The sequence below is a fragment of the Methanolobus halotolerans genome (assembly GCF_004745425.1).
GTDB lineage: Archaea > Halobacteriota > Methanosarcinia > Methanosarcinales > Methanosarcinaceae > Methanolobus > Methanolobus halotolerans.
On record NZ_PGGK01000007.1, the window covers coordinates 86,259 to 98,456 of the forward strand.

The 12,198-nt window shown below is 44.8% G+C and carries 12 protein-coding genes and 1 pseudogene; 9 read left to right on the forward strand and 4 right to left on the reverse strand.

What is annotated here, in order from left to right; all coding sequences use genetic code 11:
• Window positions 1-6 precede the first annotated feature (6 nt).
• From CUN85_RS08020 to CUN85_RS08030, 3 genes are all read left to right on the forward strand, one after another.
• Complete coding sequence (locus CUN85_RS08020) at window positions 7-534, forward strand: hypothetical protein (protein ID WP_135389804.1); 528 nt, start codon at window positions 7-9, stop codon at window positions 532-534.
• Between the two features lie 251 nt (window positions 535-785).
• Entirely contained in the window at window positions 786-1,427 is a 642-nt protein-coding gene (locus CUN85_RS08025; protein WP_135389805.1) for a class I SAM-dependent methyltransferase, read from the forward strand.
• 34 nt (window positions 1,428-1,461) lie between these two features.
• On the forward strand, window positions 1,462-2,193 hold the full coding sequence (locus CUN85_RS08030) for a SagB/ThcOx family dehydrogenase (RefSeq protein WP_135389806.1): 732 nt from the start codon (window positions 1,462-1,464) through the stop codon (window positions 2,191-2,193).
• A gap of 58 nt (window positions 2,194-2,251) precedes the next feature.
• Here the strand turns inward: CUN85_RS08030 and CUN85_RS08035 are convergent, their stop codons facing one another.
• Window positions 2,252-3,172, reverse strand: a complete 921-nt coding sequence (locus tag CUN85_RS08035; protein ID WP_135389807.1) for a ribose 1,5-bisphosphate isomerase — start codon at window positions 3,170-3,172, stop codon at window positions 2,252-2,254.
• Window positions 3,173-3,448: 276 nt separating this feature from the next.
• On the opposite strand from CUN85_RS08035, the gene CUN85_RS08040 reads away from it, so the two are divergent.
• From CUN85_RS08040 to CUN85_RS08065, 6 genes and pseudogenes are all read left to right on the forward strand, one after another.
• The gene (locus tag CUN85_RS08040) at window positions 3,449-3,877 is read left to right on the forward strand and encodes a DUF61 family protein (RefSeq protein ID WP_135389808.1); all 429 of its coding nucleotides are present in this window, start codon (window positions 3,449-3,451) and stop codon (window positions 3,875-3,877) included.
• A 91-nt stretch (window positions 3,878-3,968) separates the two neighbouring features.
• Entirely contained in the window at window positions 3,969-5,336 is a 1,368-nt protein-coding gene (locus CUN85_RS08045; RefSeq protein ID WP_135389809.1) for an NAD-dependent succinate-semialdehyde dehydrogenase, read from the forward strand.
• A 191-nt stretch (window positions 5,337-5,527) separates the two neighbouring features.
• On the forward strand, window positions 5,528-6,895 hold the full coding sequence (locus CUN85_RS08050) for an NAD-dependent succinate-semialdehyde dehydrogenase (protein ID WP_135389810.1): 1,368 nt from the start codon (window positions 5,528-5,530) through the stop codon (window positions 6,893-6,895).
• Between the two features lie 3 nt (window positions 6,896-6,898).
• The gene (locus tag CUN85_RS08055) at window positions 6,899-8,536 is read left to right on the forward strand and encodes an acetolactate synthase large subunit (RefSeq protein WP_135389811.1); all 1,638 of its coding nucleotides are present in this window, start codon (window positions 6,899-6,901) and stop codon (window positions 8,534-8,536) included.
• Window positions 8,537-8,628: 92 nt separating this feature from the next.
• Window positions 8,629-8,803: pseudogene (locus CUN85_RS08060) on the forward strand (IS1 family transposase); the annotation flags it as partial.
• A 53-nt stretch (window positions 8,804-8,856) separates the two neighbouring features.
• Window positions 8,857-9,651: a class I SAM-dependent methyltransferase gene (locus tag CUN85_RS08065; RefSeq protein WP_135389812.1), complete on the forward strand. Its 795-nt coding sequence runs from the start codon at window positions 8,857-8,859 to the stop codon at window positions 9,649-9,651.
• Between the two features lie 100 nt (window positions 9,652-9,751).
• On the opposite strand, the gene CUN85_RS08070 is transcribed toward CUN85_RS08065, so the two are convergent.
• Genes CUN85_RS08070 through CUN85_RS08080 form a run of 3 tightly spaced genes read right to left on the reverse strand, consistent with a single transcriptional unit; the run spans window position 9,752 to window position 12,097 of the window.
• Complete coding sequence (locus tag CUN85_RS08070) at window positions 9,752-10,501, reverse strand: ABC transporter permease (protein ID WP_135389813.1); 750 nt, start codon at window positions 10,499-10,501, stop codon at window positions 9,752-9,754.
• A 1-nt stretch (window position 10,502) separates the two neighbouring features.
• Window positions 10,503-11,489: an ATP-binding cassette domain-containing protein gene (locus tag CUN85_RS08075; RefSeq protein WP_135389814.1), complete on the reverse strand. Its 987-nt coding sequence runs from the start codon at window positions 11,487-11,489 to the stop codon at window positions 10,503-10,505.
• Between the two features lie 5 nt (window positions 11,490-11,494).
• Window positions 11,495-12,097, reverse strand: coding sequence for a TetR/AcrR family transcriptional regulator (locus CUN85_RS08080; RefSeq protein ID WP_135389815.1), 603 nt, complete (start codon window positions 12,095-12,097; stop codon window positions 11,495-11,497).
• Window positions 12,098-12,198 lie beyond the last annotated feature (101 nt).

The following is a 12,198-nucleotide window of genomic DNA, read 5'->3' on the forward strand; positions in this document are numbered from 1 at the left end:
GATGAAATGCCCTTCACACCCTTTCATCTCGGACCGGCCTTCTTTCTCGGAGAACTTTTTGAGAAGAAGGTTTCCATTATTTCTATTCTTCTGGGGAGCATCATAATCGATGTAAGAGCAATATACTGCCTGTTCACGGGCTGTCGCCCCCTGCATGGTCCGCTCCACACTTTTATGATCGCAACAGCAATCGCTTTTATGCTATCGTTCTTACTATACTCTCAAAGGCAGCGCCTGCAAGCAGTTACCCGTATGCTGAGGATAGAACAGAACTATTCTTTCATGTCAATAATAACGGGTGCACTACTCGGGACCTGGAACCATGTGCTACTTGACTCCTTCCTCTATATCGATATCCTACCACTGTGGCCCCTGCAAACAAATCCCTTTCTGGGGATAACAGAGTCCGGAACACTGTATATGATATGTCTGCTCTCCTTTCTTCTGGCAACCGTGATCTACTTACACAGGTACTTTAAAAGAGAGGGATATATTCCACCATCCAGAGATCTGCAGGAACCGGAAATTTCCTGATACTACTGTATGTCTGTGCATTCCATATACCTTAAACGATTAAACACGTAATCGTTGACCATTCCCACAGCTGCATGAGGGCATAGTCATTGTAGGGCCCACAAAGTTAAAGTCTCTTTTTTCGAGTTCGTTCACACTTGACCATTGGCAACATATCATCATATTTTAAAAAGACAAAACAAATAACAAATGTTTTATATTCTCTTATTTCAAATCTTACCCAGGTGAAGTAAAATAACAAGGCGTTGCTTATGGAAGAGAGTCCTTTTGACACCTATGCGAAAATATACGACGACTGGTACGAAAAGCATAAGATGATCTATGAATCTGAACTTGAAGCGATCAGAGAGTTAATGCCCGATATAATCCCCGGAAAAAGCCTGGAAATCGGTGTCGGTACAGGAAGATTCGCATCCGAACTGGGTATCGGCTACGGGCTTGACCCCTCACAAAAGATGATCGGGATCGCAGGAAAGCGTGGCATAGAGCAGATAATAGGAGTTGCAGAAGAGTTGCCTCTGAAAAACTCATCTATAAAACTCATATTGATGGTCACCTCACTTTGCTTCACGGATAAGGAAAGCACATTCAGGGAAATACATCGTGTACTTGAACCCGGAGGAGAACTCATTATTGCTTTCATCGAACGCAACAGTCTTCTTGGGAAAGAATACCGGAAGAAAAGATCACATAAGGATTTTTACAGGAACGCCGGTTTCTATTCAGCAAGTGAACTCATAAAAAGCCTTAAAGATAATTGTTTCCAAGAACCTGTTTTCAGGCAGACATTATTCAGACCTCCGCATGAGATAAAAGTACCTGAAAAGCCTCTTGAAGGATTCGGAGAAGGTTCCTTTATCGTCATAAAAGCAATAAATATAAAAGACTGGTAGCCAATCTCTTCTATAATCTATGTGGGGTCATGGGATGAACGGAATCGGGAAAGAATTTATGGAAAGAACCAAGTTCCAGTATGCTGAAAGATCAGACCAGTCACTCGGATATCCTCAGCCGCCTCTTCAATCGGTATCTGAGGATGAGGGACCGGTATTAGACCTTCCGGATCCAAAGGATATACAGGTGGACAGAACGGATCTCAGAGAAGCCATCGAAAGCAGGACCAGTACTCGCAATTACAGAATGGAGCCAATCTCCCTTGAAGAGTTGTCTTATCTTCTCTGGTGCACCCAGGGTGTCAAGCAATCCAAAGATTCGGTAACCTTCAGGACGGTACCTTCTGCAGGGGCCAGGCATGCACTTGAAACATACTTACTTGTGAACAATGTAGAAGGACTGGATAAAGGGCTGTATCATTTCCTCCCCATTGAACATGAACTTGCCCGTATAGAGGCTGGAGAGCATATTGCGGAGCATATCAGATCAGCATGTCTTGACCAGCCTTTTGTAGTTAACAGTGCTGTCACGTTCATCTGGACAGCCGTACCCAACAGGATGAAATGGAGATACGGTGAAAGAGGATACCGATACCTTCACCTGGATGTGGGTCACGTCTGCCAGAATCTCTACCTGAGTGCACAGTCGGTAGGTTGCGGGGTCTGCGCCATCGCAGCTTTTCTTGACGATAATATGAACGCATTGCTCAGGATTGACGGTGAGAAAGAATTTACTATTTACATTGCAACAGTGGGTAAAAAATGAAATATGTTTCATTGATCTATGAATAAAATTGTGAGACTGGAAAGGTTCGAATCCTTTCTCATAATGTCAGCTCAAGCCCCAGATAATCTTTGATGATTGTAAAAGCCATTGCAGGCGGGAAAGCTCCGGCTTCAGTGATAATTAGATCGATGTACTCTGCAGGTGTGACATCGAATGCGGGATTCTTCACTTTCAGATTCGGAAGCTCTTTCAGTATCTCAGGATCTATTACCTCATCACTATCGCGGTCCTCTATCTCCACCATTTCTCCGAGCAGGGTTCTGGGACTGAACTTATAGGTCTCTGCAGCCACAATTACATTCCTGCGGGCTTCCTGTGCTGCCAGAGCGAGCTGAGATGTCCCTATCTTGTTTATGAGAGCGCCGTTAACAGAAATGGAATCCGCACCCACCACCACAAGGTCTACTTCCTTCATGGTCAGCCTGACAGCCGAATCTACTATCAGAGTTGTCGGGATCCCGTAGTCGCTCAGTTCCTTGATGGTAATGAAACCCTGTCTGCGTGGTCTGGATTCAGTGGCAATCACCGATATATCCTTACCATGATCAAAGGCGGTTTTAATAATAGAAATAGCAGCATGGGAATTGCAGTGGGTCATGATCACATCACCGTCACGGACCCTCTCAGCACCGATCCTGCCGATCTTACCCAAGGCTTCGCCTGCATTGGTGATGAACCTGTCAGCATTATCCACGATCTCATCTATGGCTTCGTCAACCCTTAAAGAACTGTGCCTTTTGGTAAGTTCCACAGCATTGGGGAGAGATACAGCCGTCGGGCGTGTTTCCACTAGTGTCCTTGCAGCCTCCTCCAACTTTACATTGAACTCCTCGATATCCAGCGAGCCTAGGGTTCTTGCATAATCCCTGAGTGCCGCCGAAGCTGCAACAGCTATCCTTCCTGCACCACGGATCTCCATGGTCCGTATCTTTTCCGCTATACTCTCCAGATCGTCCATAATTATAAGTCGGATTTAAAGAATTTATATCTGGCCTGTGGAGGGAAAGTAAATATACAATTATATCAGAGAGTTGTTTTCTTTAAATTGCTATTAAGAATTTTTATTTTGAAGCCAAAATTCTCTATTATATAGTTCCCACCCTCAAAAGTCCAGGGCATCCATAAGTATTACTTACTTACAAAGTTGGAATGGTGAACCTTTTTTAACTGCAAGATGCTTTTGACCAATACCGGTATAAACTTGCAATTATGAAATTGAATGCGGAGAGATGGAATGTCTGAGACAAGACCGGCAACCGACGACGTCCTTATGAGCTGGATGAGACTTGAGGTCAGCAAGATAAATGAGGGAATAGTTACCGAGCGTAAAAGTCTTGCTCAGCTCCTGATAGAAGAAAGACCGGCATCAAAGACAAAGGCAGGAGAAGACCATCTTTTTGATAAAGATACATTGCAGTTTTTCCGGGAGAATCTCCCCGGAGAACTTCATTATAAACTCAAACTGCCAGTCCTTTTTTTCAATAGTATGAACGTCCCTGACAGTTGTTATCTCAATGATGAAAGCGCTCTGCTTGCCCTCCAGGTACTGGGAGACCTGAGCAAATTGCGCCGCATGCAAAGAGGTAAGATATGGGTCGGCAGGTCGATAGCATATTCCATCATGAAGAAGTATCCCACGGCTGTGCAGATAGTAATGGCCTGAGTCCCCTGTCCGGGTGAACAATCAATCAATCAATAATGGCAAATATGTGACATTATATAATAGTCATCCCATCATCTTACAGGTTATAACCATGAAAGCTATACAATCCATCAATCCGGCAACAGGCAAAGTCATAGGCAAAGTAGATATGCATACTGACGAGCAGGTTAACCGGATACTCAAAGGATCAGTTGAAGCCTTCAAGAAATGGAAAAGGACTGATGTTTCCGAGCGTAATGAACTGCTGCACAGGTTCGCGGACCTGTTACGTAAGAACAAACAGCAATATGGAGAATTGATAAGTACCGAAATGGGAAAGGTCATCAAGCAGGCTGTTCCGGAGGTCAGCAAATGTGCCGATATGTTCGATTATTTTGCCGACAACGCAGAAAGCATACTCGAACCCGAGCCTGCACAAGCAGATTCATGTGATTCGATGATACATTATGAACCCATGGGCACCATCCTCGCCATCAAACCATGGAACTTCCCCTTCTGGCAGGTGCTCAGCGCGGCATCACATATACTTGCAGGAGGGAATGTCATGCTGCTCAAGCATTCCAGTTATGTTCCCATGTGTGCACTGGAAATAAAGAACATCTTCACAGAAGCAGGATTTCCGGAAGGTGTTTTCCAGACATTGATCATAGACGCGAATACAGCATCCTCACTTATCTCAAGGGATGAAGTCCGTGCCGTATCCTTCACCGGGGGCCATGATGCAGGGGTGAAGGTTGCCGGAAATGCTGCCCGCAACATGAAGAAGTTAGTACTGGAACTCGGTGGCAGCGACCCCTTCATCATCCTTGACGATGCGAATGTGAAAATGGCTGCAAAAGTTGGTGTACCAAGCCGATTTATCAACACCGGACAGACCTGCATAGCGGCCAAACGTTTCATTGTAATGGAAGATGTGGCAGAAGAATTCACTGAAAGGTTCGTAGAAGGGACCACCGACCTGAATATAGGTGATCCTATGGACCCTGAGACTGATATCGGACCCATGGTCAGAAATGAGCAGATGCTGATACTGGAAGAACAGGTCGGTGATGCAATATCAAAGGGTGCAAAACCCCTTATTCCCGGTGGACGAATGGCAAGCAAGGGTTACATGTACTCGCCAACTGTCCTCAGTAATGTTAGCAGGAATATGAAGGTCATGAGAGAGGAGACATTCGGACCTGTGGCACCGATAATTACTGTGAAAACTGAGGATGAAGCCATTGAACTTGCAAACGATTCCGAGTTCGGACTGGGTGCCAGCGTATGGAGCCAGGACCGTAACAGAGCTATGAGAATAGCCTCTGAACTTGAAACCGGAATGGTCGGGGTCAACTCATTCTGTACACCTCAAGCCTGTCTGCCATTTGGCGGAGTCAAGAAAAGCGGGATGGGCAGGGAACTATCGAAACACGGGTTCTATGAGTTTATGAACATCAAATCCATAAAGATACTCTGAGAAACTGAATGAGAAACTTCTTTTTTTAGTGTAATCTTATCACTTTCAATTTATTTTCCTACTTTGCTCTTATTGTATTCCCGTATGCAACCAGTTTTATATGTAATCAAATCCAAGTAAAAATTGGGGGAGTAGTCGGGTCTATTCCCGAGTTATTTCCTTAAAATGAGTTTTACCGGGGGATATTGATTATGGAAAGTATAAAATCTGTCAATCCTGCTACAGGAGAGATAATCGGGGATTTTGAACTGGATACCAGATACATAGTGGAAGACAAGATCAGACGGGCCGGAAAAGATTTCAGGGAATGGAAGGGCACATTGCCTATTGAGAGGGCCACGTATCTTGAAAATGTCGCAGGGTTACTTAGAGAAAGGAAACAGGAACTGGCCGAAATGATCACCCGGGAGATGGGCAAGCCCATCAGAGAATCCCTGGGAGAAATTGAAAAGTGTGCCTGGTTGAGTGAGTTCTTTGCCCAGAACGTGGAAACATTCCATGCGGCTGAATTTGTAGATACGGACGCGGAAACGTCAGGATTTCTGTATGAGCCAATGGGTACCATCCTTAATATAATGCCATGGAACTTCCCTTTCTGGCAGGCTATGAGGGCAGCCATTCCCGCACTTGCTGCCAGGAATGTTGTATTGCTCAAGCATTCCAGCAATGTACCCATGTGTGCCCTTGAGATCGAAAAGATATTCTGTGCAGCCGGCCTGCCTCCCGGAGCATATCAGACCATGCTTATCAGTGGCAAGGCAGCCTCCGAACTGATATCCAGGGAAGAGATAAGTGGAGTATCCTTCACCGGGAGTGATGGTGCAGGTCAAAAAGTAGCAGCTGAAGCAGGTAATTACATGAAGAGGTTCGTGCTGGAACTCGGAGGTAGTGACCCGTTTATAGTTCTGGAAGATGCGGATGTTGAAAAAGCTGCCGAGGATGCTGTTAAGGCGAGGTTCCGTAATTCCGGACAGAGCTGCATTGCTGCCAAACGTTTTCTCGTGGCTGGAAGCATTGCGGAGGACTTCACTGACAGATTTGTGGGCAAGGTAGAGAAACTGAAGATAGGCGATCCCATGGAACAGGGTACGCAGATGGGGCCGCTTGCAAATGCGAAACAGACAGACAAGTTAAAGAGGCAGATCGATGAAACCCTAGAAATGGGTGCTGACATCCTTCTCGAAGGCGGACTCATGGGAGGTGACGGTTTCTTTTATGAACCCGTGGTACTCAGTAACATAACAGGAAGTGCTCCTGTCCTTAAGGAGGAAACTTTCGGACCAGTGGCACCTATAGTTACGTTCAAAGATGAAAGGGAAGCTGTGGAACTGGCCAATAGTACAAAATTCGGGCTTGGTGCCAGTATATGGAGTCAGGACAGAGACCGGGCTATGACGCTGATCAGGAATATCCAGGCAGGTGTCATTGCCATAAACCATAAAGTAGAATCCGATCCGCGCCTTCCATTTGGTGGTTTAAAGAAAAGTGGTCTTGGCAGAGAATTGTATCGGGTGGGCATGCAGGAATTCATGCAGATCAAATCATTGAAGGTGTATTAAAAAATGAAGGGAAGTGACCTTTTCGTAAAATGTCTGGAGAACGAAGGAGTAGAATATATTTTTGGTGTTCCTGGTGAGGAAACCGTAGACCTGACAGATTCTCTTTCGAGGTCCGGGATAAGGTTCATTGTCACCAGGCATGAACAGAGTGCTGCCTTCATGGCAGAGGTTTACGGTAGAATGACACACAGACCGGGAGTGTGCCTTGCAACCCTGGGACCCGGTGCTACAAATCTTACAACGGGAATAGCTGATGCACATCTTGACAAAGCACCCCTGGTGGCAATCACCGGCCAGTCGGGACTTGAGAAGACACACAAGGAATCACATCAGTATATTGACATCGTAACTATGTTCAAACAGGTCACAAGCTGGAACTCCAAGGTCATGAGATCGGATTTCATCCCCGAGATAATACGAAAGGCCTTTGATATCGCCACTGACCGGCCCGGTGCAGTGCATATAGAACTTCCAGAGGATATTGCAAGGGAGAACAGCTCAAAACAACCGCTTCTCAGGAAGATCCACCCTCATATAACCATGCACGATGAACAGGACCTGAAGAAAGCCGCTGATATGATAAGAGAAAGTGCAATGCCGGTCATACTTGCGGGTAACGGTGTTTTCAGAGGTGCTGCTGCCAATGAGCTGCGAAGGTTTGTTAGATCCTCCGGACTGCCGGTTATCACAACATTCATGGGAAAAGGGGCGCTACCGGCAGATGATGAGCAATATCTAGGATCGATGGGCATCAAGGACAGGGACCACATAATGTGCGGCCTGGAAATAGCGGACCTGGTGATAACAGTTGGATACGACTATGTGGAGTACAGCCCCAGATCATGGAACCCGGACGGATCTAAAAGCATAATCCACATAAATTCCGACCATCCCGAGACAGATGAAAGCTATATCCCGGATCTGATGCTGCTTGGAGATATCAGGCAGGCACTATACAAGCTTAATCAGCAGTCCGGTTTAAAGAAGGAAATGCCGGAAAGGTTCAAAAGCGTACGCTCCCGGATGGTAGCCGAGCTTGAGAACTATAAGGATGATATATCCTTCCCCCTCAAACCCCAGAAGATAATCTCCGATATCAGGGAATGCATGTCAAGGAACGATATACTTGTAAGCGATGTAGGAGCTCATAAACTATGGGCAGGTCGGCTTTTCCCGGCTTATGAGGCAAACACTGTCTTTATGTCCAATAGTCTTGCTGCCATGGGATTTGCACTTCCTGCTGCTATAGTTGCCAGTTTTTTAAAACCCGAAATCAAGTTAGTGGCTGTAGCAGGCGACGGCGGATTCCTCATGAACCTGCAGGAACTCGAAACAGCTGTCAGGCTCGGATGTAGTTTTGTGGTTGTAATTTTCAACGACTCCAAATACGGACTTATCGAATGGCATGAAAGGAGACAGTTCGACCAGAGTATAGGCACCGAATTCACGAACCCGGACTTTGTGAAACTTGCGGAGAGCTTCGGGGCTAAAGGAGCCAGGATAGAAACTGCAGAAGAATTCAGGCCCCAACTCCGGGAAGCGCTTGATGCGGGCGGGGTATGGATATTGGATGTAAAGGTTGACTACTCCGAAAACATAAAATTGACGGAAGCACTGAAAAATAATATCTGCGAAATATGAAATTGTCCTGAACAGATACATTTATAAAAAGTATAGTTAATCTTTATTCAGTAAACCATTTTTTTTGAATCCGGTTGAGTATATACAATGCCCATACACGATCAAAAGCAGAAACTATACACTATAAGGATATAACAGCATATTCATACCTTTTCTGGCAAGGCTGAGAAGAAAAACAAAATGTTATACCAGGAGTCTTGAAATGCTAAGATACTCTGTCCTTCTTTTGATTAAGTATAGGATAAAGAAATAGCTATGCTTAATTAGCAATGCCGCATTTTTAAGTATTTGTGACATATAGCCAGATCCAGAATGAGAAAATGAGCCTCAAAACCGAACTACAGGGAAAGATACCCGGGAGCGAACTTGAAAAACTCTCCGACCGCTTTGATATTATCGGAGATATCGCCATTGTGGCCATCCCTTCGGGAATGGAAAGATACAAACCGGAGATCTCCGGTGCTATAATGGGGGGTATGCACAACATAAGAACGGTGCTGAACAAGGTCTCAAAGCTTGAAGGTGACAGAAGAGTTGCCGATCTTGAGATACTGGCAGGTGATAGCACTGAGACTATTCACAGGGAATACGGATTTGTCTACAGTATAGATCTTAAAAAAGTCTTTTTCAACGCAAGACTGGGCTTTGAAAGGAAAAGAATAGCATCGCAGGTAAAATCCGGAGAGAGCGTGCTGGTACCTTTCGCCGGCGTCGGTCCCTTTGCGATTCCCCCTGCAGCGGCAGGTGCAACGGTCGTTGCAGTGGAAATGAACCCCTTTGCGTGCACATCCCTGAGACAGAGTTGCGAGCTGAATAAAGTGGAAGACAGAGTCCGCATCATTAATGCCGATGCAGCCCATATCCCGGAAATGATCAGATGTAAGTTTGACAGGGCTATAATTCCCACACCTTATGGAATGGATCATTTCCTGGAAGCCGTTTCCCCACTTGTGAGAAAAGGTGGCCACTTGCATTTCTATACCTTCAAGGTCAAAGAACAGATACCAAAGCTTGTTAAAAGATATGAGAATATGGGATTTGAGGTCGAATCCTACCGCAGATGCGGTAATGTGGCACCCGGGGTCAGCAGGTGGGCATTCGACCTGAAGAAATAGATTTCTAGAACAGATGTCTAGAACAGATGTTAAAATAAGACAAAAGGGAAGATATTTACCAGGACCCTTTTCAGATATATCTTTTCAACCGCATGAAGGGTTATATGTTTATTTTCCTGAACAGATAGGCGCCAAAGACCACCATAAAAATCGTAAATCCTGTGAGCACTACAAAGCTGACAACGGGATCTATTTGAGATGTCCCCAGTAAACCGTATCTGATACCTTCAACACCGTATGTCAGCGGATCCAGAAGTGTAAGGGATCTCACCCATGGCGGCAGGCTGTCAATCGGGAATAATGCCCCTGAAAGTCCGAATATAGGGAATATGACAAAATTCATTATAAGCTGGAAACCATGCATATCTTCCATCCTTGATGCAATTGCAATTCCAAAGGCTGTGAAAGAAAGCCCTATGAGCACCATAAAAACTATTGCCACCAGGAATCCCGGGATACTGTTGATACTAAGTCCGATAAACAATGAGAGAATAAGGATCAGAAGTCCCTGGATCACAGCAGTCGTAGCTCCGCCCATTGTTTGCCCCAGCATGATCTCCAGCCTTGATACAGGGGCCACTAACGTCTCTTTCAGGAAACCGAACTGCTTGTCCCATATGATCTGAATGCCTGAGAATACCGAGGTGAACAGCACGCTCATGGAAATAATACCCGGTATGATAAAATCGGTGTAACCCTGTTCCATGTCAGGAAGTGTTACAACTGAATTCAGCCCGAGACCAAGCACAAGTAATAAGAAAACAGGCATGCCCAAACTTCCGATTATCCTGCTTTTGGAGCGGAGGTATCGTTTTACACTCCTCAGCCAGATAGTATATACGATATCCATATTATCTCGTCCTCATTCTTCGCATCATCCGCATGCGATCTTTTGTTTTAGCTTCCTCTTCCCGGATAGTTCTGCCCGTGTAGTGCAGGAAAACATCTTCAAGAGTGGGTTTATGGATGGAGATGTTATTTATCGTAATTTTGTTAGCAGAAGAAAGAGTTACAATTTCTGCGATGTGCTGTTCCGCATTTTTCAGATTTATCGTAACGGAACTATTGTGTAGATCTGCATGGTTGACCCATGGCTGGAGCCTGATCATTGCATGCAGATCATCATTTTCCGGAGAACTGATTGTGATCACATCCCCGCCAATGGATTTCTTGAGATTTTCCGGAGTCTCCATCGCAATGATCTTTCCTTTATCTATTATTGCAACCCTGTCGCAGAGCCTGTCAGCTTCTTCCATATAGTGAGTGGTAAGGATCAATGTGATTCCTTTTTCTTTGTTAAGTTCCTCGATATATTGCCAGAGACGATTCCTTGTCTGAGGATCAAGACCAAGAGTGGGTTCATCCAGGAAAAGTACTTCGGGTTCGTGTAGCAATCCTCTTGCGATCTCCAGACGCCTTCGCATTCCACCTGAAAAGGTTTTTACCAGATTGTCTTTTTTGTCTTCCAGCTCGACAAGCTCCAGAAGTTCTGTGATCTTTTTTTGCCTCAGGTCTTTTGGCACACGATAAAGCCTCCCGTGGAAATCCATATTCTCATGAGCTGTCAGTTCCTCGTCAAGGCTCTGGTCCTGAAATACTATACCTATGGACCTTCTTACGTCATCTTCACTTTTCAGTATATCAAAATCATTGACAGAAGCTCTGCCGGATGTCGGTTTAAGCATTGTTGAAAGCATAGACATGGTTGTCGTTTTTCCTGCACCGTTTGGGCCGAGCAAACCAAATATCTCACCTCTTTCTATGCTGAAAGAAATACTGTCAACAGCAACGAAACCGTGGAATTTCTTTGTAAGTTTTTCAACTTCTATTGCATACATTTAGTTCAATTCCTGATACCTTCGAATAACAGATCTATTTTTGCAGATATATTCCTGGAAAACGGGAAATCGTTCTCTGATCTGAGCCATACGATGAGAGTGTGAAAATAGACAACGTTCAGCATTTCAGCTGCTGTTTCCAAGTCAACTGTGCTTTTTATCTCTCCGTTTTCCGCACCTTCTTCAAGAAAATCATGTAGAATCCTGCTAAAGCGATAATGCATGCTATTTCCGTTGTCCGGGCTAAACCCGGAATGTACAGCATACCTTTTGTACTCCAGTATGAACAATTTTGTAAGTTCTTTGTCCTTCTCGTAGCTTTCTGCCAGAAGGACCAGAAAGCCCTTTATCTTTTCCTTGGTAGGAACATTCTTTGACTTTTCAGCTTCAAGCAGTTCATGGATCAATTCATGCTTCTGTTCTCTGAAATACAAGAGAAGAGACCCTTTTGTTGGAAAATAATTAAAGAATGTACCTTTTGCTATCCCTACTTCCCTGGTTATCTCATCAATGGTCGTGTTCTCAAAACCTTTTTCTTTGAATAACCTTCCGGATACTTCGAAGATATTATTTTTAGTTTCAAGTTTCTTTTTCTCACGAAGGGACATATCGACCTCTCAATAGTTATTTTGCAAGAATATTCACAGAATAGATGACCGAGGTCATTAATGACTGCAGTCATATTTAAGTGTTATGTGCATCCCTGAGT